Below are 24,146 nucleotides of genomic sequence, written 5' to 3'. Positions count from 1 at the left end.
TGTCGTCGGGCCTGCCATCGCGGCTGAAGATGCTGTCGTAACCGGAGACGGACGTGTCATTGACCGACGTCCTGTCGCTGGTGTGGTCCTGGTTCGGCGTGCCGTCGGTGCGGGGGGCAGCGCCACCGGGCACCGTACTGCGGGCGCCGGCCGCATCCGGCGTGCCGGACGTACCCGGCGTGCCGGACGTACCCGAAGTGCCCGGCATGCTGGGCGTGCTGGGCGTGCCGGGCGTGCTGGGCACAGCCGGCGTGCTGGGGGTCGCGGGCGTGGCGCTGCCGGCGGCCTGGGCGAGGACCTGGTGGTATCCGTTGACCCAGTCCTGTTGGAACGATTTGGCGAAGGGGTGGTTGGCCGGCTTGACGTCGTACTGGTCGGCCAGGGCGGTGAACTGCTTTACTGCCAGGCTGGTCGCGGCTGCGGTGTGCTGCTCGGGAGTCACCGGCACCGGCGGCGCGTCGGTACGCCGGTGTGCCGGGGTGTCCGCCGGGGACGCGGTGGTGTGCGCTGCGGTGGTGTCGGGAATGGCCGCGGCCGTGAAACGGGCGGGCAGGTCGGTGACCACCTGCCGGACCACGTTCGCCACGGCGTTGACCTGCCCGGCGCCGGGACTGGCCGCCGCGGCGAGCAGCGCGGTCAGTGGTGCGGTGGGTGGTGCGGTGGGTAGTGGGGTGGCGCCGAGGATCGGGGCGAGGCTCCGGGCCACATGGTCCCGCACCGCGCTCTTGACCACCTCGATCACGGCGGCGGACGGCACCGCCGCCGCCCCGGCGCCTGCCGACACGCCAGCGCCTGCCGGCACGCCAGCGGCCGACGACGTGCCAGCGGCCGACGACGTGCCAGCGGCCGACGACGTGCCAGGGCCCGTCGGCGTGCCGGGGCCTGTCGGCGTGCCGGGGCCCGTCGGTAGGCCGGCGGCGAACTGGTCGATGTGGTGTTCGGCGGCCAGGTCCGCGGTCACGCGCAGCGCCTGCCGGTCGAACTCCGCCCGCAGCGCGTCGACAAGCTGCTCCGGACGTACCGCCGCCGGGACCTGCCCGCCCGCCGGGACCATCCCCGCGAGCGTTTCGGTGATCCAGGCGACCGCCTGGTCCCGGACACCGAACAGGATCTGGCTGGTCAGGGCGGTGGCGGGCAGACCGACCTGAGACAGGAAAGCCGGGACGGCCGGGTCGTTCTGCCGCGCGTCGGCCCACTCGGTGAACACCTGCTCGACCGGCACGGCAAGCGCGGCCAGGAACTGCCGTGCCTGCCCCGTCCCGGCCAGCAGCCCACCGTAGCGGTCTGCAAGTTCCTGCTGGAACCGATGCCACTGCTCGACCACCGGCGCACCAGCTGCCACAACCCACTGCGGCGCCGGCGCAGCCGGCATCGACCACGACGGCACCGACCACGACGGCACCGACGGCACCGACGGGTCCAGCTTCGGCATGGGCAGGTCCAGCTTCGGCGTGGGCAGGTTCAGCTTCGGCGTGGGCATGTTCACTGCCGGCAGCGGCGGCGGGGTGGGCGGCGGCGTGGGCGGCAGGGCCTGCGTGCCGGCACCCACAGCCGTCGGATCATCGACCCCGCTCTGGTAGCCCGTGGACGTGTCCCCACCAACCGGTGTCGCCCCCACCGGCATGACCGGCCTACCGTCCGGCGTGAAATCGATACGAGGCACCTGCACCCCGGGCTGCATCACGGCGCGACTCAAGAGGAACCCGAACACGCTCGCGGCCGACCCCCCCGCCCCCGACAGCGCCCCGGAAAGAAGGTCCGCACCAAGATTGTCGAAGTCGTAGTACCCCTCGACCATCAAGCTGGCACCGATACCGAAGAGCCCCTCCCCGAGGGTCTCCGTCACGGGCCGCGTCAGCACATCGGTCAACAGAATCTTGGTGGCATCCGACACGCCCAGCTTGCTGACAGCGCCGGCGACAGCGCCGGCGACCTTACCCAACGCCGGCCCCGCCACCGTGCTGAGGAACGCCACCGCCCCCGCGTACGCCGCCTGCTTACCGACCGCCGACCAGTTCACCCCGGACTGCAGACCGTCGGTCATCATCGACACCTCGGCCAGCAGCGCAGAACCCGGCATGAACAACATCTGCATAGCCGTGCTGCTCGCCGCCGAGCGGACCAACGCCGAACGCAGGATCGCCTGGATGATGGACCGTGTCTGGGCGATGTGTGCCGCCGCCCCCACCGGATTCCAGAACCACATCGCGAAGGCGACGGCGAACTCGGCCTGCATGAAGCTGAACATGGCGATCGCCAGACGCTTGCCCTTCTCCGTCTCGAGGAAGAAGTTCTTCTCCGCCTCGATCACGGCGAGCAGCAGGTCAGCCGTCTCGGCCATCTTCTTCACGAACGGAACGGTCTGGGCCACGAACCGGTCGAAGACCTCGCCCTCTCCCGCCTCCCCGACCGCCTTGATCGTCTGCTCCAGCAACGGACCAAGCACCGTACGCACCCGATGCTCCAGCACCTCGGCCGTGCCGATGTCCTGCCACAACAACGGCAGCTTCGCCCGGGACAACTTCATCCCGGTGAACCCTTCCAAAACCCGCATCGAACTCTCGGGGAGCTCAACGGTCGGAACGGCGGCGGCCAACGCGCAACGCTCCTTCCCCGCCCCGGATCAGCCGCGCTGACCGCCGCTCATGCCCGGAACCAAATCAGTGCCGGTCTCCTCCGGGTTGACCCCGATACGGTGACGGAGGCCCTGCTCACCGCCCGCAGGCCGACCGGCGAGATCGCCCGCGAGGGCGTCGAAGGCCCCGGTCCAGGCCACCCGGCGGTGGCACACCGAACCCACGAACGCCTGGCACAACACCTTCAACCGGCTACAACACTGCTACGAACGCAAAGAAGACGTGGCCAACGCTCACTTCGACCTCGCCGACCTCGCCGACGCCATCGTCACCATCCGCAGCCTCATCCGTCAGGCATGGATCTCGTACCGGAGGGACACCCGCCCCACCCGCCGACCATGAAGGCCACCCAGCTACGCGACTTCCCCGCCAGTTGACCGAAGGTTCCGAGCACGATGTTCCCCCCAGCAACTCCACCCGCCGCGCCAGGGCACCCTCGTTCAAGGGCACCATTTCACCCATGACGCCGCCGCATCTCGGCCCGCAGTCCCTCGTCGCCCAACACGCTCACCCCCTCACCCCCCCCTGCTATCTCACGGCCGGACCGTAGCAGCGGGTTCACTTCGCGCAACAAATTCAACCGGCCCCGGTACCCGCGGCGTTCGTCCCCCACCGACACAGGGCCCGAAAACGGCTGGGATACGCAGCGAACCGGGCCGGAAGGGACGGCGCGAGGCGCGGAGTGCGGGGCGCTCAGAAGGTGGGCAGGCGGGCCAGCCACCGGCGGACCTCGGCGCGGCTGCGCAGCCGGACCAGCGGCAGTTCCGGCGCGTGGGCGGCGCGCGCGGCGAACACCCGGGGACGGGACACCCGGGGATAGCGCCGGCCATAGCCGAACGTAAAGGCGTCGACCCGCAAGACGCGGGACGGGCAGGCGGTCCGCTACCTGCAGCTGGCCCACAAGGAGTGGGATCCGGTCGCGAAGGCGTCCAAGACGCGGGTGCTGTACTCGTTCGGCCGTGAGGACCAACTCGACGTGGCCGGGGTGCGCCGGCTGGTCGACGCGTTGTCGCGACTGCTGGACCCGGCCGACGCCCTCGCGGCGGCCGCGCCGGCCGGGCTGTCGTTCGTCGAGTCACGGCCACTGGGCGGGGCGTGGCTGCTCGACGGGCCGCCGCCCTCGCACGGCAGGGTCGCTACGCCACCGCCGCACAGAACCTGCAGGCCAAAGAAGTAGACATCGACACCGACGACCGGTTCGTCATCGACGTCGAACGCGGCTGGCGCGACATGAAGACCACCCTCGACCTGCGCCCGGTATTCCACCGCCGCGAGGACCGCATCCGCGCCCACATCCTGCTCTGCTGGCTGGCCCTGCTACTCATCCGGGTCGCCGAGACCGAGACCGGCCGCACCTGGACGGCGATCCGCACCGAGATCGACCGGCTGCACCTCGGCGTGTTCACCGGCCCCGCCGGCACGTTCGCCCAGCGTACCGAGCTGTCCCAACCCCAGAAGGCCCTACTCGCGAAGCTGCGGATCACCGAACCGCCCCGCGTCTTCGACGCCGCACCCGCAACCGCCTGGCCAGCGCGAACACCACGGCCTTGTGACACGCCAGGTCACCGGCCAATAGGTGTTTGCCCAGCTCAAAGCCCAGATTCGCGGACTACATCGATGCGGAGCTGCGGAACGCAGGCCTTCGTCGAGCGAACAGCAGTGAGCCAGCACCCCGCAACCACGCAGACCTACACCTTCCACGCCAACATCACAGTCTTCGAGAAGGGACTTGCCTCCCGCTCACGGCGCTAAACGCAACAGTATTGTCGTGGAGCGCGATCATGGCGGCCCGGGGCGTCTGTCGGTGCCCAGGCGTCGCGTAGCGTCAGGGGCATGAGCGGGAGCACGCGGTGACCCGGATCGTGGCCGGGACGCTGGGCGGGCGGCGGATCGCCGCGCCCCCCGGCGCCGGCACCCGACCCACCTCTGACCGGGTCCGGGAGGCGCTGTTCAGCGCGGTGCAGGCCGACGTCGACCTGGAGGGGGCGCGCTTCGCCGACCTGTACGCGGGCTCCGGGGCCGTCGGGCTGGAGGCGCTGTCCCGGGGAGCGGCGCACGTGCTGCTGGTCGAGTCCGACGCGCGGGCCGCCCGGGTGATCCGGGAGAACGTCGCCGCGCTGCGGGCCGCCCCGGCCGCCCGACTGGTGACCGGCCGGGTCGCCACGGTGCTGGCGACGGTGCCGGACGGCGGCCCGTACGACGTGGTCTTCGCCGACCCCCCGTACGCCGTGTCCGACGCCGACGTCACCGCGATGCTGGCCGTGCTGGTCGACAACGGCTGGCTTGCCGCGGACGCCCTCGTGGTGGTGGAGCGGTCCAGCCGGAGCGGGCCGGTCGCCTGGGTGCCGGGTGTCACCGGGGAACGCAGCCGCCGGTACGGCGAGACCACCCTTTGGTACGGTCGCCGCTCATGAGACGTGCGGTGTGTCCCGGCTCCTTCGACCCGGTGACCAATGGACACCTCGACATCATCGGGCGGGCCGCCCGCCTCTTCGACGAGGTGATCGTCGGCGTGCTGGTGAACCAGTCGAAGAGCGGCCTGTTCACCGTCGAGGAGCGGATCGACATGCTCCGGGAGGTCACCGCCTCGTACGCCAACGTGCGGGTCGAGTCGTTCCGGGGGCTGCTGGTCGACTTCTGCCGCGCCCAGCAGGCCAGCGTGCTGGTCAAGGGCCTGCGGGCGGTCAGCGACTTCGACTACGAGCTCCAGATGGCCCAGATGAACATCGGGCTGGCCGGCGTCGAGACGCTCTTCATGCCGACCAACCCGCTCTACTCGTTCCTCTCCTCCAGCCTGGTCAAGGACGTGGCGAAGTGGGGCGGCGACGTCTCCCCGCACGTCCCCGACCGGGTCCGTGAGGAGCTCCAGGCCCGGCTGGGCCCCGGCACCCGCTCCTGACGCCGCGTCGAGCCGGCGTCGGGGCGTGACTCGCCCGATCCGCCGGTGTCGGGGCGCGAGTCGCCCGATCCGCCGGCGTCGGGGCGCGACTCGCCCGACGCGCCGGGGCGGGGCGCGCCGCCGGGCTGTCGCCCGGGCACGACATGATGGGTGGAAGCGGGAACCGGGCGCCAACCCGCATCATGTAGATCGGCCGACGAACGACAGGAGTGAGGTACCGGTGGACCCGCTCGACCGAATCGACGAACTGATCGCCATGGTGGAGACGGCCCGGTCCGTCCCGATGTCCCGGAACAACTGCATGCTCGACCGGGGTGAGCTGATCGCCACCCTCGACGAGCTGCGCGCCGAGCTGCCGGTCGAGCTGCGCCGGGCCGCCGCCCTGCTGGAGGAGCGGGACAAGATCATGGAGGCCGGCAAGCGGGAGGCCGACCGGATCATCAGTGAGGGTGAGGCGGAACACGCGCGGCTGGTGTCGGTGAACGAGATCACCGTCTCCGCCGAGCACGAGGGTGCCCGGATCATCGCCGAGGCCCGGGCGGAGGCGCAGCGGCTGCGCGAGGAGGTCGACGACTACGTCGACACCGCGCTGGCCAACTTCGAGCAGTTCCTCACCCGGGCCCTCGCCTCGATCGAGCGCGGCCGGGACAAGATGCACGCCCTGCGCGAGATCGGTACCTTCGCGGGCGACGAGGCGGAGCGCCCGCTACCCTTCTGACCGGCACCTCAGCAGCCGACAGGCGGGGCGGGCGTCGCCCCCGGTTCGACGGTCCGGCGGTCGCCCAGGTAACCTTTTTTGTCGGCCTCTCACCGGCCGGAGTCTGACTATGCCCAAACACTCGCCAAGCCCACTCAACCCCAGGTCGCCGCTGGTCCTCGACACGAGGGACCTGCCGCGCCGACCTGGCGCGTTGCGTACGGTCAAGCGGGTCGTGCCGGCACCGGCGGACCTCGGCGTGGAGTTGATCGCCGTGCCGGAGGGCGCTGACCTCGACCTCGACCTGAGGCTGGAGTCGGTGTCCGAGGGCGTGCTCGTCTCCGGGACCGTCAGCGGTCCCGTCAAGGGCGAGTGCGGCCGCTGCCTGCGCGAGATCGACGACTCGGTGGTCGTCCGGATCCAGGAGCTGTACGCGTACGAGAACAGCACCACGGACTCCACGACCGACGAGGACGAGGTGGGCCGGATGCAGGGCGATCTGATCGACCTGGAGCCGGCGCTGCGGGACGCGGTGGTGCTGGCGCTGCCGACCAACCCGCTCTGCCGGGAGGACTGCCCAGGCTTGTGCCCCGACTGCGGGGTGCACTGGGACGATCTGCCGGCCGACCACAGCCACCAGCAGATCGACCCGCGTTGGGCGGGCCTGTCGCAACTGACCCGTAAAGAGGAGTAAGAACCGTGGCCGTCCCCAAGCGCAAGATGTCGCGCAGCAACACCCGGTCCCGCCGGGCGCAGTGGAAGACCGCGGCGGTCGCGACCGTGGCCTGCCCGCAGTGCAAGTCGGCGAAGCTGCCGCACGCCGCCTGCTCCGTCTGCGGCACCTACAAGGGCCGCCAGGTCCTCGAGGTCTGACCTGGACGCCGAGTGACGTCCCCGACCCCCGGTCGGGTGACGCGCGCATACTGGCGATCGCCCGGTGTCCCGGCTCCGGCCGCCGCCGGCCGGCCCGTTCCGGTCGGCGTCCCGCTGGAGCCGGGCACCGCGCGGATCGCCGTTGACCTCCTCGGCGGGGACGACGCTCCCGCCGTCGTGGTTGACGGCGCTCTGCGGGCCATGCGCGCCGACCCGGACCTGCACCTCCTGCTCGTCGGCCCGGCCGAGGCCGCCGACGAGCTGATCGGTGCCCTCGACCCGGCGCAGCGCGCCCGGGTCGCGGTCCGGCCGGTGCGCTCCGCCGTCGGCATGGCCGATCACCCCGTCGCCGCCCGCGCCGAGAGCACCGTCCGGTCGGCGGTCACCGCCGTCCGCGACGGCATCGCCGACGCGGTGGTCTCCGCGGGCGCCACCGGCGCCACCGTGACCGCCGCGGCCCTCGCCCTCGGCCGGTGGCCGCACGTGCGGCGGCCGGCGCTGGTCGCCACCCTGCCGGCGCTCGCCGGTCCGGTGGTCCTGCTCGACGTCGGCGGCTCCCTGGAACCCGGACCGGCCACCCTGGCCCGGCACGCCGTGTTGGGCGCGGCCTACTCGGCCGTCGCGCACGGCGTCGCCGAGCCCCGGGTCGGGCTGCTGTCGGTGGGCACCGAGACGGGGAAGGGGGACCGGCTGCGTCGGGCCGCCGACCCCGCGCTCGCCGCCGCCGTGCTGCCCTGCGGGGCGCGCTACGTCGGCCTGGTCGAGGGGTACGACCTGGCGTCCGGCACCCGCGCCGACGTCGTGGTGACCGACGGCTTCACCGGCAACGTCCTGCTCAAGGCGATCGAGGGCGCGTACGCGATGGCCGGTGGCCCACCGGCCAGCGGAGGCGTCCCCCGGGCCGCCGCCCTGCTCGGCGTCGCGGGCACGGTGGTGGTGTGCCACGGCGCGGCGCGCGGCGACGACGTCGCCTCCGGGATCGCCCTCGCCGCCCATCTGCGGCGGCGTGGGGCCACCGACACGGTCGCCGCGCTGCTGGCCGGCGCGCCGGAGGCCGGGCTGTCCCCTGACGACCACATCGAACGCACCACCGAGACCGGGGTGAGCCGGTGACCGTCCGGTCCCGGCCCGGCGCGGCGCGTCCCCTCCCGGTCGGGCGGGGAACGCGGCGCGCGGACCGCCCAGTCGCGAACGAGAAGGTAACCGCACCATGACCAACGACAAGCGGCGGCGTGCTCCCGTCGGCCACCTCGAGGCGGCCTTCGGTGTCTCGATCGACCCGGAGCTGCTGGAGCGGGCGCTGACCCACCGCTCGTACGCGTACGAGAACGGCGGCCTGCCCACCAACGAGCGGCTGGAGTTCCTCGGCGACTCGGTGCTCGGCGTGGTGATCACCACCGCGCTGTTCCAGAACCACCCCGACCTGCCGGAGGGGCAGCTCGCGAAGCTGCGGGCCAGCGTGGTCAACATGCGGGCGCTGGCCGACGTGGCGCGGGGCCTGGGCCCCGCCGGGCTCGGCGCGTACCTGCTGCTGGGCAAGGGGGAGGAGAGCACCGGCGGGCGGGACAAGGCGAGCATCCTCGCCGACACCCTGGAGGCCCTGCTCGGCGCGATCTACCTCCAGTACGGGCTGGACACCGCCGCCCTCGTGATCCACCGCCTGTTCGACCCGCTGATGGCCGAGTCGGCCCGGCGGGGCGCGGCGCTGGACTGGAAGACCAGCCTCCAGGAGCTCACCGCCGCCCTCGGGCTGGGCGTCCCCGATTACCGCATCGAGGGCACGGGGCCGGACCATCTCAAGACGTTCACCGCCTGGGTGGTGGTCGCCGGCAACCGCTACGGCGGGGCGGAGGGCCGGAGCAAGAAGGAGGCCGAGCAGCGGGCCGCCGAGTCCGCGTGGCGGGAGCTCACGGCTCAGGCCGAGCGGGAGCAGGCCGAGCGGGAGGCCGCCGAGGCGGCCGGCCAGGCTGCGGACGCCGCCGGGAACCCGGACGGTGCGGGGGAGGCCGGGGGCCTTGGGAGCCCGGTGGACGCCGGGGTGGCCGAGGCGGGCCGTGCCTGAGCTGCCCGAGGTCGAGACCGTCCGGCAGGGACTGGCCCGGTGGGTCCCGGGGCGCCGGATCGCCGCCGTGGAGGTCCGCCATCCGCGGGCCGTCCGCCGGCACCTGCCCGGGCCGGCCCACTTCGCCGACGTGCTGACCGGGCGGACGGTGCGCGAGGTGCGCCGGCGCGGCAAGTACCTGTGGCTGCCGCTGGACAGCGGCGATGCGATCGTCGGCCACCTCGGCATGTCCGGCCAGCTCCTGCTCCAGCCGGCCACCGCCGCCGACGAGCTGCACCTACGGGTGCGGTTCCGGTTCGCCGACGACGGCCCCGAGCTGCGCTTCGTCGACCAGCGCACGTTCGGCGGGCTGTCGGTGTCCGACGGCGGGGCCGGGCTGCCCGCCGAGATCGCGCACATCGCCCGCGACCCGATGGACCCGGAGTTCTCCGACGCCGACTTCGTCGCCGCCCTGCGCCGGCGGCGTACCGAGGTCAAGCGGGCGCTGCTCGACCAGACCCTGATCTCCGGGGTGGGCAACATCTACGCCGACGAGGCGCTGTGGCGGGCGCGGCTGCACGGCGCCCGGCCGACCGACGCGCTGACCCGACCGGCCGCGCTGCGGCTGCTCGGCCACGTCCGGGACGTGCTCGGCGAGGCGATCACGCAGGGTGGCACCAGCTTCGACGCGCTCTACGTCAACGTCAACGGCGAGAGCGGCTACTTCGACCGCTCGCTCAACGCGTACGGGCGGGAGGGTGAGCCGTGCCGGCGGTGCGGGGCGCCGATGCGGCGGGAGGCGTTCATGAACCGCTCCTCGTACAGCTGCCCGCGCTGCCAGCCCCGGCCCCGAGGGGCGCTCCGGGGCTGACCCGGGGAAAAGCTCCGGGTCGGCACCGGCGCGGCGCACCCGCCCGCGCCGCTTTTTGCCCATTTCATCTGTTCGGTGTGGTTCGCCGGGCCGAACGGCCGCGCCCCACGACCTCCGGGACGAGCCGGGGCCGGACCCGGATGTCCCCGCGCCGTGCGCACATCCGCCAGAAGCTACCGCTGGTGATGGCGTTCGTGCTGGCCCTGACGTTCCTCGTGATGGCGTGGACGTTCCGGTCGGTGGTGGTCGCGCTCACCTCGGTCAGGGGGCGGGCGGGCAGGGGGCCCGCCAGGCGGTCAGCTCGCGGGTCTTGCGCATCGACGCGAAGCCGTAGCCCACCGTGGTCACGCAGAAGTCCGCCGGGTCGCCCGCGTACTCGACGTGGAACACCGGCTTGCCCGCCTCGGTGAACGGCAGCAGCCGGTCGCACTCACGCAGCCGGACGCACTCCTCGTTGACCGCGAAGTCGAAGTCCGGCGCCAGCGCGGCGACCTGCGGAACGCCGCCCAGCAGCCCCGGGGACAGGCCCAGGGAGCGGGCCAGCGCGGCCGCCCGCCGGTTGAACAGCACCTGGTCGTCGAAGTCGAGGGGGAAGCCCGGCCGGTGGGCGTACCCGTCGGCGTCCGCGAGCGCCACCGCGCCGAAGCCCTTGCCCCGGCACAGCCGGAACCGGTCGGCCAGGATCGGGCGCAGGGCGTCCCACCGCCGCACGTCCACCCATCGCACGCCCGGCCGCGTGCCGGCGGCGCCGCGTACCGCCGCCGGGTAGCGGTCCGCGTCCGGGTCCGTCCGGGCGTACGCGCCGACGCTGACCTGGCACACCAGCCGGCGGTGCCGTTCGCGCAGCGCGGACGTCTCGGCGGCGGTGGTACGCACCGCGTCGAGCAGGAACACGTCCGCGTCCACGTCCGTGTCGAGCGGCCCGCTGAGCTGCCACTGCCAGCGCCAGTACCGGGCCGACGCGGTCGGCCACGGGGTGGGCGCGCCCGGCGGTGTCACCTCCAGCCGGCACCCGTACGCCGAGGCGAGCAGCGCCAGCGCCACGAGCGAGCGCAGCGCCCGGCGCGGACCGTACCCGACGTCGGGCGACGGCAGCCGGATCCGCATCGGCAGCTCCCGGGTCGCGGGCGGCGCCCGGCCGCCCGATCGGGTACGCCTGCCCTGACCGTGCGCGGGGCCGCGCCCGCCTCGGCGTACCTCACCCGGTCAAACGAGCGCCGCCCCCCGCGCGACGCGCCTCAGCGCGGAGTGCCGAAGTCCTGCGTCCAGTACGGTCCGTTGCTCGTCGCGACGCCCACGCCGATCTCGGTGAAGGAACAGTTCAGGATGTTCGCCCGGTGACCGGGGCTGTTCATCCACGCGTCCATCACCTCGGCCGGGGTCTTCTGGTTCCAGGCCACGTTCTCCCCGTACGCCCGCCACGCGTACCCGACCCGGTCGAGGCGGTCCCCGACGTCGCTGCCGTCGCTGCCGTCGTGCGACATCTCCCGGTGGTCGGCCTGGTCCTGGCTGTGCCGCTGGGCGGCGGCCATCAGCTTGTCGTCGATCTTCAGCGCGGCGCAGCCGGCCTTGGCCCGCTCGGCGTTGACCAGGTCGACGACCTCCTGCGCCTGGGCGCTGACGCCCTCGACGGCCGGGGCCGCGGTGCGGGGCGCGGCGAGCGCGGCGCTGCGCTGGCTCCGCGACGCGGCCGTGGTCCGGCTGGGCGCCGGTGCCGGCCTGACCGTCCGGCTCGGCGTGGGGGACGGGCGGGCGGTGGTCGGCGCCGCGCTCGGCGAGAGGCCGAGCAGGGGATCGGCCGATTCCGCCGTCTCGCCGGGTACGACGGGAGTGGCGGCGGCGAGGTCGTCGACCGCGGCGGCGTCGGTGCCCGGGTCGTCGCGGCCCGGCAGCGCCAGGGCGCCGACGCCGAGACTGACCAGCAGGGTGGCGGCCGCGGCCGCGCCGCCGATCAGCAGTCGCCGCGGCGCCCGGCGGGCCGAGCGGTGCCGGCCCCGTCCGCCGGTCGGGACCTGCCCGGTCCCGCCGACGCGGTGCGTCGCGAGGTCGACCGGCTGCCCGCCGGTGGCCGGGTCGCGTCGGGACTGGTGGTGCCACTGGTCGTCCGGCTGGTCCGGCTCGTCCCCGAACAGGTACGCCGACCGGGGCGCCGGCCGGTCGGTCAACCAGGCCGGCTTGTCCGCCGGTGGTCCCTGCCGCCAGCGGGCGTTCTCGGGGTCGTCGCCGTCGGTCCAGCCGTACACGCCTCTGCCTCCCAGGGGGTCGGTTGCGGGCCGGGCTGACCGTACGGGCGCGCCGTGACCTGCGGCAACGTGGCTAAGAAAGAGTTAAGGCGAAGGCGGCTCGCGTGGGGGGCCGATCCGGTGATCCGCGGCGTACAGTCAAGGGGTCCGGACAGAGCGTGTCCGAGCCTTGTGGCAGCCCCCGACAAGTGGTCAGGCCGACGTGGAGATGATCTACGGCCTGCGGGAACTTGACGAAGGAGGGGGTGTCGGCTCAATATGGAGTTGTCGCCAGTCGCGCCCGGTCGTGCCCAGAATCGCTGGGAATGGCAGTCGCGAGCGAATGGGCGCGCGTTGGCCGGCCTTTCCGGCAGCGCATATCAAGGAGTCAGCATGGCGAAGGCCCTCTACGGCCACGTAGGTGCAGCGCCCGACCGGCGTCTGCTCGACGAGGTCACCCGACTGCGGTCCAGGGTTCAGGCACTGGAGTTCGAGATCACGCGTCTGCGCGCCGAGAACGATCGGCTGGCGGCGGCCGCGACGGAGGCGGACGGCCTCCTGCGTCTGGCGGAGCCGGCGCTGACCTGATCTCCGGTTGTCGGAAAACTGAATCGCACCACGCAAAATCGCGCGCCGACACTTTCGTGCCGGCGCGCAGCCATGTCCGGGCCCTCTCCGGTCGCCGTTTTTCGATCTTGTCGCCCGCCGATCCGCCCGCCATTGGTCGAGGGCGCTCCCCGCGGGAAGTGATCATTGACCGAGGTCAGTGTCCTTGGTTACGTCCGATCCGTTCCGGGAAAGACCGGTACGGGCGGTTCGGGCCGGGTCGGCGGACCATGCCGGGGCGGGTCGCGTGCCCGGGCCGCCGCGGTTCCGGGTTAGTCTGCGGGTTTACCAGGTCCGCGCAGCCCGCGACGGTACGGCGGCCACCGGACGAGGATCGAGAAGGTGTATCTCAAGAGCCTGACGGTGAAGGGGTTCAAGTCCTTCGCCTCCGCCACGACGCTGAAGCTGGAACCCGGGATCACCTGCGTGGTCGGCCCGAACGGCTCCGGCAAGTCCAACGTCGTCGACGCCATCGCCTGGGTGCTCGGCGAGCAGGGCGCCAAGGCGCTGCGCGGCGGCAAGATGGAGGACGTGATCTTCGCCGGCACCGCCGGGCGGGCGCCGCTGGGCCGGGCCGAGGTCACCCTGACCATCGACAACACCGACGGCGCCCTGCCGATCGAGTACACCGAGGTCTCCATCACCCGCCGGATGTTCCGCTCCGGCGAGAGCGAGTACGAGATCAACGGCGACTCCTGCCGGCTGCTCGACATCCAGGAGCTGCTGTCGGACTCCGGCATCGGCCGCGAGATGCACATCATCGTCGGGCAGGGCCGCCTCGACGGCATGCTGCACGCCAAGCCGGAGGACCGGCGGGCGTTCATCGAGGAGGCGGCCGGCGTCCTGAAGCACCGCAAGCGCAAGGAGAAGGCGCTGCGGAAGCTCGACGCGATGCAGACCAACCTCAACCGGCTCACCGACCTCACCGCCGAGCTGCGCCGACAGCTCAAGCCGCTCGGCCGGCAGGCCGAGGTCGCCCGGCGGGCCGCCGTCATCCAGGCCAACCTGCGCGACGCCCGGCTCCGGCTGCTCGCCGACGACCTGGCCACCCTGCGCGCCACCCTCGACAAGGAGATCGCCGACGAGAGCGCCCTGCGCGAGCGGCGGGAGCAGGTCGAGGCCGAGCACACCGAGGTCCAGGCCCGGCTCGGCGAGCTGGAGGCCGCCCTCGCCGAGGACGCGCCGCTGCTCGCCGCCGCCCAGGACACCTGGTACAAGCTCTCCGCCCTCCAGGAGCGGTTCCGCTCGATCGAGCAGCTCGCCCTGGAACGGCTGCGCCACCTCAGCGCCACCACCGACGACGAGCGTCCCGGCCGCGACCCCGACCAGTTGGAGGCGGAGGCGGAGCGGGTCCGCGAGCAGGAGGAGGAGCTGCGGGCCGCGCTCACCGACGACCAGATCCGGCTGGCCGAGGCGGTGGAGCAGCGGCAGGAACTGGAACGCCAGCTCGCCGCCGCCGAGCGCGAGCTGGTCGCCGCGGCAAAGGCGATCGCCGACCGGCGGGAGGGGCTGGCCCGGCTCACCGGGCAGGTCAACTCGGCCCGGGCCCGCACCACCAGCGCCGGCGAGGAGATCGAGCGGCTCGCCGCCGCGCACACCGACGCGCTGGGCCGCGCCGAGCAGGCGCAGGCCGAGCTGGACGCGGTCGCCGAGCAGTCCACCGAGGCCGACCGGGACAACGCCGACCTCGACGCGCGGCACGCCGAGGCGGTCGCCGTCCAGGAGCGGGCGCAGGCCGCCGTCCGGTCCCTCACCGACACCGAACGGGCCGCCGAGAAGGACGCCGCCACCTGGAAGGCCCGCGAGGAGGCACTCGCCATCGGCCTGCGCCGCAAGGACGGCGCGGGCGCCCTGCTCGCCCGCGCCGGCGACGTTCCCGGTCTGCTCGGCAGCCTGGCCGGACTGCTCACCGTCGCCCCCGGCCACGAGGCCGCCCTCGCCGCCGCGCTCGGCGGGCTCGCCGACGCGGTGGCCGTCAGCGGGGTCGACGAGGCCGTCGAGGCGATGCGACTGCTGAAGATCTCCGACGCCGGCCGGGCCGGACTGCTGGTCGGCAGCCCCGCCGGCCCGGGCATGGCCGGGCCGGCCGACGCGCTGCGCCCGAAGCTGCCCGACGACGCCCGCTGGGCCCCCGACCTGGTCGAGTGCGAGGCGGCGATCCGCCCCGCCGTCTACCGGGCGCTGCGCGACGTCGTGCTGGTCGACGACCTCGCCGCCGCGTCCGAGCTGGTCGCCAGCAACCCGGAGCTGCGCGCGGTCACCCCCGACGGCGACGTGGTCGGCGCGTACGCGGCGGCCGGCGGGTCGGCCAAGGCGCCCAGCTTCATCGAGGTGCAGGCCGCCGTCGAGGAGGCCCGGGCCAACCGGCTCGCCGCCGAGCGGGCGGCCGCCGAGCTGCGCGAACGGCTGGTCGAGGCGCGCGCCGAGGTGGCCGCCGCGAAGGAGGCGGTGCAACACGCCGCCGCCGCCAAGCGAGAGGCCGAGAGCCACCGCAACGCCGCCGCCCGCCGGCTCGCCGAGCTGGGCGCGGCGGCCCGGTCGGCGAAGGCGGAGACCGACCGGCTCGGCGAGTCCCGTTCCCGCGCCGAGGCCGCCCGGGAGCGAGACCTCCAGGCGCTGGCCGAGCTGGAGGAGCGGCTGCGGCTGGCCGAGGCCACCCCGATCGACGCCGAGCCGTCCACCGAGGAACGCGACCAGCTCGCCGCGATGGTGCCGCAGGCCCGGCAGAACGAGATGGAGGTCCGGCTCGCGGTGCGTACCGCGGAGGAGCGGGTCTCCTCGATCGCCGGCCGGGCCGACTCGCTGCGCCGGCAGGCCACCGCCGAGCGGGCCGCGCGGGAACGCGCGGCGGCCCGCCGGGCGGCCCGCGCCCGGGGCGCGGGGATCGCCCGGGCCGTGGTCGGCGGCGCCCGGGAGGCGCTGACCCGGCTCGCCGTGTCCATCGCGCGGGCCGAGGAGCACCGCGACGCCGTGGCGCGCGAACGCGCCGCCCGCGAGGCCGAGCTGTCCGAGGTACGCGGCGCGGCGAAGCGCCTCGGCGCCGAGCTGGAGCGACTGACCAGCCAGGTGCACCGCGACGAGGTGGCGCGCGCCGAGCAGCGGCTGCGCATCGAGCAGTTGGAGGCCAAGGCCGCCGAGGACTTCGGCCTGGACGTGGAGACGCTGGTCGCCGAGTACGGCCCGCACCAGCCCGTACCGCCCACCGAGGCGGACGTGGCCGCGGCCGAGCGGGACGGCCTGCCGGTGCCCGAGCCGGTCCGCTACGAGCGGCCGGTGCAGGAGAAGCGGGCCGCCAAGGCGGAGCGGGAGCTGGTCCTGCTCGGCAAGGTCAACCCGCTGGCGCTGGAGGAGTTCGCCGCGCTGGAGGAGCGGTTCAAGTTCCTCTCCGAGCAGCTGGAGGACCTCAAGGCCACCCGCCGGGACCTGCTCACCGTGGTCAAGGACGTCGACGACCGGATCCTGGAGGTCTTCGCCAGCGCGTTCGAGGACACCGCCCGGGAGTTCGAGCAGGTGTTCACCGTCCTGTTTCCCGGCGGCGAGGGCCGGCTCGTGCTCACCGACCCGGAGAACCTGCTCACCACCGGCGTCGAGGTCGAGGCCCGCCCGCCCGGCAAGAAGATCAAGCGGCTGTCGCTGCTCTCCGGCGGCGAGCGGTCGCTGACCGCGGTGGCCATGCTGGTGGCGATCTTCCGCGCCCGGCCCAGCCCGTTCTACATCATGGACGAGGTCGAGGCGGCCCTCGACGACGTGAACCTCGGCAGGCTGATCACGCTGCTGGCGCAGCTGCGGGAGAAGAGCCAGCTGATCGTCATCACCCACCAGAAGCGGACGATGGAGATCGCCGACGCCCTGTACGGGGTGACCATGCGCAGCGGGGTCACCCAGGTGATCAGCCAGCGGCTCAACCGGGCCGACGACGAGCAGGAGAAGAACGAGTGAGTCGGGAACGCGCCACGGCGCTTCTGCTGGACCTCGACGGTGTGCTGCGGCGCTGGGACCCGGCGGTCGCCGCCGGCGTCGAACGGGAGTACGGGCTCGCCGAGGGCGTGCTCGGCGAGATCGCCATGTCCTGGGGCCTGCTCCAGCCGGTGCTCACCGGCCAGGTCAGCCACGCCCAGTGGATGACCAGCGTGGCGGACGCGCTGACCCCGTCGGTGGGCGCCGACCGGGCCCGCGCGGCGGTGCAGGAGTGGCAGCAGTACCGGGGCGAGGTCGACCCGGACGTGCTGGCGTTCGTCCGCGAGGTGCGGGCCGCCGGGGTGAAGGTCGGGCTGGGCACGAACGCCACCGACCTGCTCGACGCCGACCTCGCCGCCCTCGGCCTGGTCGGCGAGCTCGACGTGGTGGTCAACTCCTCGGCGATCGGGGTGCACAAGCCGGCCCCGGAGTACTTCCGGGCCGCCTGCGAGGCGCTGGGGACGCCCCCGAAGCGGGTGCTGTTCGTCGACGACGAGGACCGGGCGGTCAGCGGGGCGCGGGCCGCCGGGCTGTCCGCGTTCCGGTGGAGCGGGCCGGAGGGGCTGCGCTACCTGCGGGCTGCGCTGGAGCCGACGCCGGACTGACCGCGCCCCGGCGGTGTTCCGCCCGATCTTGGACACTTGCCGTTCGGCGCGAACGGTAAGTGCCCAAGAACGCGGGCAGGCGGCCTAGTCGCCGGTCGCGCCGTCGATCCGCTCCCGGATCAGGTCGGCGTGGCCGTTGTGCCGGGCGTACTCCTCGATCATGTGGACGTACACCCAGCGCAGGTTGAACGTCCGGCGCTTGGGGCCGACCTCGGTGAACGTCTCGTCCAGGGTGCGGCCGGCCGCGGCGGCCCGGGCCAGCTCCACCTCCCGGTGGTACGTCGCGAAGTCGGCCTCGGCGTCGGCGGCGCTGACGTCGAAGTCGGCGTCCGGCTGTTCCCGGGTGAAGTACGGCCAGTCGACCCGCTGGTCGGCGAAGTTCTCCCGGAACCACCAGGCCTCCACCTCGGCCATGTGCCGGACCAGGCCGAGCAGCGTGAGCCCGGACGGCTCGACGCTCGGCGTCCGCAACTGCTCGGCGGTCAGCCCTTGCCGGGCGGGGGCTCCTGGCGTACCGGAAGCGTCAAGTTCTCACGGGACCGACATGCGGCGGCCCGGGCCTCTCCCGCAGGGGCGGCGATGCTCAGTCCAGGGCGTCGTTGAACCGGCGCAGCAGCCGGCCGAACTCCGCCACGTCCCGCTCCGGCCAGCTCTTCAGCGTGCGCCGCAGCGGACCGAGCCGGGACGCCCGGGCGGCGTCGAACCGCCGCTGGCCCTCCTCGGTCAGGCTGAGCCGCCACGCCCGCCGGTCGATCGGGTCCGGGTCGCGGCGGACCAGCCCCAGCGCCTCCAGCCCGGTGATCTGGCGGCTGAGCGTGCCCTTGCCCACGCCGAGCCGGGCGGCCAGGTCGGTCAGCCGCACCGAGTCGCACCGGCGCAGCCAGAGCAGCAGCCCGTACGTGTTCGGCTCCAGGTCGGGGTGCACCTCGCGGGCGATCTCCCAGGAGAGCACCCGCCCCCGGCGCAGCAGCGCCGTCACCTCGTGCTCCACCGCACGCAGCGGCTCCGGCAGGTGATCGTCCACGGACGCCAGGGTACGGGCCGGCCGCGGCGGCGCGGCGCGGCGGCGCGGCGGCCGGGGCAGTCAGGCGTCGGAGGTGAGCCGCCGGTGGACCACCGGTCGTAGTCGACCGTCGCCGGTGGTGCCCTCGATCGTCACCTCGGCCGACCGACCCCGGTGGGTCAGCGTGGCCACCGCGTTGCCGAAGTACGGGCCGGCCAGCTTGCGCCAGCGCACGCTCGGTCGGCGTACCCCGGCCGAGCGCGCGAGGGCCCGGGTGGCGCCCGCCGGGCCGGGCGACCAGCCGAGTCGCATCAGCGGGCGCATGGCGGCCGGCACCTGGTTGTGGATGGGCGAGCAGGTGAGCTGGTGCACGGGCGTACGCACCGCGGGGTCGTCGAAGCGGGCCCGGGCCACGTACGAGTGGTGCACGTCGCCGGAGAGGACGCTGATCGACGCCGGCGGCGGGTACGCCGGCCCCGCGCCGACCCGGTTGCCGGTGCTCCCGGCCGGGCCGCTGCCGATCCGGGCGAACAGCGCGGCGAGGGCGTCGAAGGACCGCCGGAACGCCGCCCAGTGCTCCAGGTCCAGCGCCCGGCGCAGCCGCTCGGCGGACCCGGCCACCCAGCGGCGACGGGAGTCGGCCAGCCGCTCGTTCCACGCCTCGACGTGGTGGATGCCCGGCGGCAGCAGCCAGGGCAGCGACGCGCCGACCACCAGGTGGTCGTACACCCCGTGCGCCCGGTCGAGGAACCAGGACCACTCGCCCGGCGGCAGCATCGCCCGGCGGCCCGCCTCCAGCACCCGGCTGCACCGGTTGTCCAGCATCACCAGCCGGGTGCGCCCCAGGTCCAGGGCGTAGCTCCACTGGTACTGCACGGCCCGCCACCTCTCGGTGTCGTGGGCCAGGTCGGCCTCGGCGTCCACCCGGGCGCCGAACTCGCGCAGCACCTCGGTGGCGTCCGCCCCGGCGGCGGTGACCCTGGCGTAGACCGGGTCGGCCGTGATCTCGTCCGGCGCGAGGTTGCCCAGGTGCTGGTAGACCCAGTACGACGCCAGCCCGCTGGCGATCCGCTCGGCCCACCACGGCTGCCCGCGCATCTCGGCGCGCCAGCCCGCCGAGGTGTTCCAGTCGTCGATGATCTCGTGGTCGTCGAAGATCATCACGCTCGGCACGGTGGAGAACAGCCAGCGGATCTCCGGGTCGCGCCACGACTCCAGGTACAGCTTCGTGTACTCGTCGAAGCTGACCACCTGCGTCGCGGGGGCGCCCCGCGGTCGCCGCCGGCGCCGCTTGAGCAGCCGTCGCACCGTGGGCGAGGTCTCGTCGGCGTAGACCTGGTCGCCGAGGAGCACCAGCAGGTCGGGCAGGGCGGCGGCCCGCTCCGGCTCGGCCATCAGCCGCCGGGCGTACGCGTCGAGGGCGTCCGGCGGCAGCCGGCGGGCCGTGGCGTGCTGGGTGGTCTCCCGGCAGGACCCGAAGAGCAGGCGCACCGGCTGGTCCCGGTCGTCGGCCGCCCGGGTGCGGATCAGGCTGGGCGGGAACCCGGCGCCCGGCACCGGCCAGGCGACCTCGCCGTCGACCAGCACCTCGTACGTCGTCGCGCTGTCCGGGGCGAGCCCCTCCACCACGACGAGCGCGTAGTGGTGGTCGTACGCGGAGAAGGTGGTCGCCGTGCCCCCGGCGCCGTCGGCCGTGCGGACCCGGACCGTCGCGGGCGCGCTGGTCTCCACCCAGACCGTCGCCCGCGTGCCGACGACCCGGCGCAGCAGCGGGCCGATGAGCAGGCGGGGAGCCGGCACGGGAACCTCCTCCAGGGCGAACGGATCTCGTCATTTCTACCCGGACGGCGGCCCGGCCACCCCCTGGCTGGCGCGAGCGTACCCACAGTCGGCAGCCCGTCGGGTGCGGTGACGAAGCGGCGGTCGCCGCCATCTGACAGGATTTCGGCATGACGGAATACCTCCTCATCGCGCTTGCCCTGCTCGGCGTGCTGATCCTCGGCGCCCTCGGGCTGGTGGTGCCACGGTTGCGCCGGCGCCCCGAACCGCCGCTGCCCGAGACGGAGGTGCGCACCCGCGCCGAGGAGGAGCTGGCCGGGCCACCCGTCGAGGCGCCCGAGGCCGACGTCTCCACCGGCATCCTGGTCGAGCCGCCGCCCGTCGTGGTCGAGGTGCCGCCCCTGGTGGTGGAGGTGCCGCCCGTCGAGGTGCCGGCCGTCGAGGTGCCCGAGCCGACCGCCGGCCGGCTGGTCCGGCTGCGCTCGCGCCTGGCCCGCTCCCAGAACGTCCTCGGCAAGAGCCTGCTCAGCCTGCTCTCCCGCGAGCACCTGGACGAGGACGTCTGGGAGGAGATCGAGGACAGCCTGATCACCGCCGACGTCGGCATCGAGCCCACCCAGGAGATCGTCGGCCGGCTGCGCGAGCGGACCCGGGTGCTCGGCACCCGCTCCGCCACCGACCTGCGCACCCTGCTCGCCGCCGAGCTGGTGGAGGCCCTCGACCCGGGCCTGGACCGGTCGCTGCGCACCGCCCCGAAGGACGGCAGGCCCGCCGTGCTGATGGTGGTCGGCGTCAACGGCGCCGGCAAGACCACCACCTGCGGCAAGATCGCCCGGGTGCTGATCGCGGACGGCCGCAGCGTCGTGCTCGGCGCGGCCGACACGTTCCGGGCCGCCGCCGCCGACCAGCTGGAGACGTGGGCCAGCCGGGTCGGCGCGGAGACCGTCCGCGGCCCGGAGGCGGCCGACCCGGCCAGCGTCGCGTTCGACGCGGTCCGGCGGGGCATCGACACCGGCGTGGACACCGTGCTCATCGACACGGCCGGCCGGCTGCAGAACAAGGTCGGCCTGATGGACGAGCTGGGCAAGGTCAAGCGGGTCGTGGAGAAGCACGGCCCGATCGACGAGACCCTGCTCGTCCTCGACGCCACCACCGGCCAGAACGGCCTGGAGCAGGCCCGGGTCTTCACCGAGGTGGTCAACGTGACCGGCGTGGTGCTGACCAAGCTCGACGGGACGGCCAAGGGCGGCATCGTGATCGCCGTGCAGCGCCGGCTCGGCATCCCGGTCAAGCTGGTCGGCCTCGGCGAGGGCAAGGACGACCTCGCCCCGTTCGACCCGGTGCAGTTCGTCGACGCGCTGCTCGGCACCGAGCCGCTCGCCCGGGACGCGTAGCCTCGAGTGACCAGCGAGCAGCACGCCCACGCCGGGTGGCGGGACCCCCGCCACGCGGCGCCCGGCCTGGGGAGACCGTACGTGACGTCGCAGGAGATCCCGCTGCGTGGCGGGAACGTGAGCACCGTGGTCCGGGTCGGCGACACCGTCCGGCGCAACGCCGGCCCGTGGACCCCGTCCGTGCACGCCCTCCTGCGCCACCTGGAGTACGTCGGGTTCACCGGCGCGCCCCGGGCGCTCGGCATGGACGAGCGCAACCGGGAGGTGCTGTCGTACCTGGAGGGGGAGTGCGGGGAGTACCCGCTCGCCCCGCACTGGGTCACCGACGAGGCGCTGGTGACGGTGGCGACCATGCTGCGGATGTTCCACGACGCCCAGTACGGCTTCGTCCCGCCGCCGGGCGCCGTCTGGCGCTCGTTCGGGCCGCCCCCGCCGGACACCGAGGTGATCTGCCACCACGACGCCGCCCCGCACAACGTGATCTGGCGCCCCGACGGCACCCTCGGGCTGATCGACTTCGACCTGGCCTCGCCCGGCGCCCGGATCTACGACGTGGCGTACGCGGCGTGGACGTGGGTGCCGATCTTCTCCGACCGGGACTCGATCACGCTCGGCTGGAAGCGGCCCGACCGGCCGCGCCGGCTGCGGCTGTTCGCCGACGCGTACGGGCTGATCCCGCGCGACCGGCACCGGCTGGTCCGGACCATCCGTAAGCGGATCGTGGACCACGTCGAGGGCATCCGCCGGATGGCCGCCGCCGGGGAGCCGGCGTTCGTCCGGATCGTGCACAAGGGTCACCTTCGCCGCCCGATGCGCGACCTGCGCCTGCTCGACTACGAGCGGCACCACCTGGAGTACGCCCTGCGCTGAGCCCGCCGGCCGCGGCGGGCGGGGCTCGGGCCGGCGGCTCGGCTGGCTCGAACCCGTCGTCGGCCGCCCGGCCGGCGGTGAGGTCTTCTTCACACGTCCGAAACACAGTGTCATCCGTCGGAAATCGGCGGGTGACGCTGGGGGAAACAGGGGCCGAGCAAGCTTCGGGCAACCGGCGTACGGGCGGCGCTGCCCCGGAAGCCGTGAAGGAGGGAACCTCACCTTAGGAGGCCAGCGTGCCTGAAGCACCGACGATCGACGGCGGCAACACGGTTTGGCTGCTGGTGTCGACCGCGCTCGTGCTGCTCATGACGCCCGGGCTCGCCCTGTTCTACGGCGGGCTCAACCGGGCCAAGGGCGTGCTCAACATGATGATGATGAGCTTCTCCGCGATCGGGCTCATTTCCGTTCTGTGGTGGTTCTACGGTTTCAGCGTCGCGTTCGGCAGCGACGTGAACGGGCTCTGGGGCGACCCCGGCGCCTACCTCGGCACCAAGACGTTCCTCGCCGAGACCGACCTGTGGGGCGCGACCGCCGAGAACCCCAGCGGCATCGGGGTTCCGCTCTACGTGTTCATGGCGTTCCAGATGGTCTTCGCGGTGATCACCGTCGCGCTGATCAGCGGCGCCGTCTCCGACCGGGCGAAGTTCGCCGGCTGGCTGCTGTTCGCCTTCGGCTGGGCCACCCTGGTCTACTTCCCGGTCGCCCACTGGGTGTGGGGCGGCGGCATCATCGGCGCCAAGCTGCACGCGCTGGACTTCGCCGGCGGCACGGCGGTGCACATCAACGCCGGCGCGGCCGCGCTCGCCCTGGCGCTCGTGCTCGGCAAGCGGCTCGGCTGGCCGCGTGAGGGCATGAAGCCGCACAACATCCCGCTCGTCGCGCTCGGCGCCGGCCTGCTCTGGTTCGGCTGGTTCGGGTTCAACGCCGGCTCGGAGCTGACCGTCGACTCGGTCGCCGGGCTCGCGTTCCTCAACACGCAGCTCGCCACCGCCGCCGCGGTGCTCGGCTGGATCGCGGTCGAGTGGATCAAGGACCGGAAGCCGACGATGGTCGGCGCGTCCTCCGGCGCCGTCGCCGGCCTGGTCGCCATCACCCCGGCCTGTGGCTTCGTCGCCCCGTGGGCGGCGGTCCTGCTCGGCATCGTCGCCGGCGTGGTCTGCGCGCTCGCCATCAGCCTGAAGTACAGGCTCGGCTACGACGACTCCCTCGACGTGGTCGGCGTGCACTTCGTCGGCGGCTGGATCGGGTCGCTCTGGCTCGGCCTGTTCGCCACCAACTCGGTCAACTCGGCGATCGGCGACGTGATCGGCGCGTCCGACGGCCTGTTCTACGGCGGCGGGCTCACCCAGCTCGGCCGGCAGGCGCTCGCCGGCCTGATCGTGACGGCGTGGTCGTTCGCGGTCGCCTGGGTGCTCGCCTTCGCCATCGAGAAGACCATGGGCTTCCGCCTCAAGCCGGAGGCAGAGGTCGAGGGCATCGACATCGCCGAGCACGCCGAGAGCGGCTACGACCTCTCCCCGGCCGCCGGCGGCGCGGGCGGCGCCTTCGCGCTCGCCGGGATCGGCGCTCCGGGCGGCCCGGCCGCGGCCCGGCCCGTCACCGAGGACGCGAAGCCGGGCGCGGCGGGCTCGGGCGCGGTCCCGGACCCCGCCGGGCCGGTCAGCGAGAAGGTCGCCGGTTAACGTTCCTG

The 24,146-nt window shown here is 73.7% G+C and carries 20 protein-coding genes and 3 pseudogenes; 17 read left to right on the top strand and 6 right to left on the bottom strand.

Annotated features, from left to right (window positions below; genetic code table 11):
• A pseudogene (locus tag ABGB16_RS22720) lies at nucleotides 1–2,527 on the bottom strand (hypothetical protein); the annotation flags it as partial.
• A 229-nt stretch (nucleotides 2,528–2,756) separates the two neighbouring features.
• Here ABGB16_RS22720 and ABGB16_RS22715 point away from each other — a divergent pair.
• The 11 genes and pseudogenes from ABGB16_RS22715 to mutM form a co-directional block, all read left to right on the top strand.
• Nucleotides 2,757–2,978: pseudogene (locus tag ABGB16_RS22715) on the top strand (IS5/IS1182 family transposase); the annotation flags it as partial.
• A 598-nt stretch (nucleotides 2,979–3,576) separates the two neighbouring features.
• Nucleotides 3,577–3,813, top strand: a complete 237-nt coding sequence (locus ABGB16_RS22710; protein WP_347670107.1) for a hypothetical protein — start codon at nucleotides 3,577–3,579, stop codon at nucleotides 3,811–3,813.
• Nucleotides 3,732–4,388, top strand: a complete 657-nt coding sequence (locus tag ABGB16_RS22705; RefSeq protein WP_347670106.1) for a hypothetical protein — start codon at nucleotides 3,732–3,734, stop codon at nucleotides 4,386–4,388. The genes ABGB16_RS22710 and ABGB16_RS22705 overlap by 82 nt, the downstream gene beginning before the upstream one ends.
• 98 nt (nucleotides 4,389–4,486) lie before the next feature.
• Nucleotides 4,487–5,050 carry a 16S rRNA (guanine(966)-N(2))-methyltransferase RsmD gene (rsmD, locus tag ABGB16_RS22700; RefSeq protein WP_347670105.1) on the top strand — a complete coding sequence of 188 codons (564 nt, stop codon included), beginning with the start codon at nucleotides 4,487–4,489 and terminating at the stop codon, nucleotides 5,048–5,050.
• Entirely contained in the window at nucleotides 5,047–5,535 is a 489-nt protein-coding gene (gene coaD / locus ABGB16_RS22695; RefSeq protein ID WP_347670104.1) for a pantetheine-phosphate adenylyltransferase, read from the top strand. Before rsmD ends, coaD begins: the two co-directional genes overlap by 4 nt.
• A gap of 220 nt (nucleotides 5,536–5,755) precedes the next feature.
• Nucleotides 5,756–6,253, top strand: a complete 498-nt coding sequence (locus ABGB16_RS22690; RefSeq protein ID WP_347670103.1) for a hypothetical protein — start codon at nucleotides 5,756–5,758, stop codon at nucleotides 6,251–6,253.
• Between the two features lie 109 nt (nucleotides 6,254–6,362).
• Nucleotides 6,363–6,926, top strand: coding sequence for a YceD family protein (locus tag ABGB16_RS22685; RefSeq protein WP_347670102.1), 564 nt, complete (start codon nucleotides 6,363–6,365; stop codon nucleotides 6,924–6,926).
• Nucleotides 6,927–6,931: 5 nt separating this feature from the next.
• Nucleotides 6,932–7,105: a 50S ribosomal protein L32 gene (gene rpmF, locus ABGB16_RS22680; protein ID WP_347670101.1), complete on the top strand. Its 174-nt coding sequence runs from the start codon at nucleotides 6,932–6,934 to the stop codon at nucleotides 7,103–7,105.
• Nucleotides 7,106–7,219: 114 nt separating this feature from the next.
• On the top strand, nucleotides 7,220–8,218 hold the full coding sequence (locus ABGB16_RS22675; RefSeq protein ID WP_347670111.1) for a phosphate acyltransferase PlsX: 999 nt from the start codon (nucleotides 7,220–7,222) through the stop codon (nucleotides 8,216–8,218).
• Between the two features lie 97 nt (nucleotides 8,219–8,315).
• A complete protein-coding gene (rnc, locus tag ABGB16_RS22670; RefSeq protein ID WP_347670100.1) occupies nucleotides 8,316–9,167 on the top strand; it encodes a ribonuclease III in 852 nt (283 codons plus the stop codon).
• Nucleotides 9,160–10,017 carry a bifunctional DNA-formamidopyrimidine glycosylase/DNA-(apurinic or apyrimidinic site) lyase gene (mutM, locus tag ABGB16_RS22665; protein ID WP_347670099.1) on the top strand — a complete coding sequence of 286 codons (858 nt, stop codon included), beginning with the start codon at nucleotides 9,160–9,162 and terminating at the stop codon, nucleotides 10,015–10,017. Before rnc ends, mutM begins: the two co-directional genes overlap by 8 nt.
• 261 nt (nucleotides 10,018–10,278) lie before the next feature.
• Here mutM and ABGB16_RS22660 read toward each other — a convergent pair whose 3' ends face one another.
• Nucleotides 10,279–11,124 (bottom strand): endo alpha-1,4 polygalactosaminidase, encoded by an 846-nt coding sequence (locus tag ABGB16_RS22660; protein WP_347670098.1) that lies wholly within the window; start codon nucleotides 11,122–11,124, stop codon nucleotides 10,279–10,281.
• A gap of 131 nt (nucleotides 11,125–11,255) precedes the next feature.
• Nucleotides 11,256–12,260, bottom strand: a complete 1,005-nt coding sequence (locus ABGB16_RS22655; protein WP_347670097.1) for a CAP domain-containing protein — start codon at nucleotides 12,258–12,260, stop codon at nucleotides 11,256–11,258.
• Nucleotides 12,261–12,632: 372 nt separating this feature from the next.
• Between ABGB16_RS22655 and ABGB16_RS22650 the strand changes: the two genes are divergently transcribed.
• From ABGB16_RS22650 to ABGB16_RS22640, 3 genes are all read left to right on the top strand, one after another.
• A complete protein-coding gene (locus tag ABGB16_RS22650; protein ID WP_347670096.1) occupies nucleotides 12,633–12,827 on the top strand; it encodes a hypothetical protein in 195 nt (64 codons plus the stop codon).
• A 360-nt stretch (nucleotides 12,828–13,187) separates the two neighbouring features.
• Nucleotides 13,188–16,784, top strand: a complete 3,597-nt coding sequence (gene smc, locus ABGB16_RS22645; RefSeq protein WP_347670095.1) for a chromosome segregation protein SMC — start codon at nucleotides 13,188–13,190, stop codon at nucleotides 16,782–16,784.
• Nucleotides 16,781–17,407 (top strand): HAD-IA family hydrolase, encoded by a 627-nt coding sequence (locus tag ABGB16_RS22640; protein WP_347670094.1) that lies wholly within the window; start codon nucleotides 16,781–16,783, stop codon nucleotides 17,405–17,407. Before smc ends, ABGB16_RS22640 begins: the two co-directional genes overlap by 4 nt.
• An 84-nt stretch (nucleotides 17,408–17,491) precedes the next feature.
• On the opposite strand, the pseudogene ABGB16_RS22635 reads toward ABGB16_RS22640, so the two are convergent.
• From ABGB16_RS22635 to ABGB16_RS22625, 3 genes and pseudogenes are all read right to left on the bottom strand, one after another.
• Nucleotides 17,492–17,896: pseudogene (locus tag ABGB16_RS22635) on the bottom strand (DinB family protein); the annotation flags it as partial.
• A 94-nt stretch (nucleotides 17,897–17,990) separates the two neighbouring features.
• The gene (locus tag ABGB16_RS22630; protein WP_347670093.1) at nucleotides 17,991–18,431 is read right to left on the bottom strand and encodes a MarR family transcriptional regulator; all 441 of its coding nucleotides are present in this window, start codon (nucleotides 18,429–18,431) and stop codon (nucleotides 17,991–17,993) included.
• Nucleotides 18,432–18,491: 60 nt separating this feature from the next.
• Entirely contained in the window at nucleotides 18,492–20,210 is a 1,719-nt protein-coding gene (locus ABGB16_RS22625; RefSeq protein ID WP_347670092.1) for an alkaline phosphatase D family protein, read from the bottom strand.
• A gap of 149 nt (nucleotides 20,211–20,359) precedes the next feature.
• Here ABGB16_RS22625 and ftsY point away from each other — a divergent pair, with 149 nt between their 5' ends.
• From ftsY to ABGB16_RS22610, 3 genes are all read left to right on the top strand, one after another.
• Entirely contained in the window at nucleotides 20,360–21,583 is a 1,224-nt protein-coding gene (gene ftsY / locus ABGB16_RS22620) for a signal recognition particle-docking protein FtsY (RefSeq protein WP_347670091.1), read from the top strand.
• Between the two features lie 66 nt (nucleotides 21,584–21,649).
• The gene (locus ABGB16_RS22615; protein WP_347670110.1) at nucleotides 21,650–22,453 is read left to right on the top strand and encodes an aminoglycoside phosphotransferase family protein; all 804 of its coding nucleotides are present in this window, start codon (nucleotides 21,650–21,652) and stop codon (nucleotides 22,451–22,453) included.
• A gap of 236 nt (nucleotides 22,454–22,689) precedes the next feature.
• Complete coding sequence (locus ABGB16_RS22610) at nucleotides 22,690–24,138, top strand: ammonium transporter (RefSeq protein WP_347670090.1); 1,449 nt, start codon at nucleotides 22,690–22,692, stop codon at nucleotides 24,136–24,138.
• The last annotated feature ends 8 nt before the right edge of the window (nucleotides 24,139–24,146 follow it).

It is taken from the genome of Micromonospora sp. B11E3, from assembly GCF_039871625.1.
GTDB lineage: Bacteria > Actinomycetota > Actinomycetes > Mycobacteriales > Micromonosporaceae > Micromonospora.
This window is presented reverse-complemented; position numbering and strand designations above follow the sequence as displayed.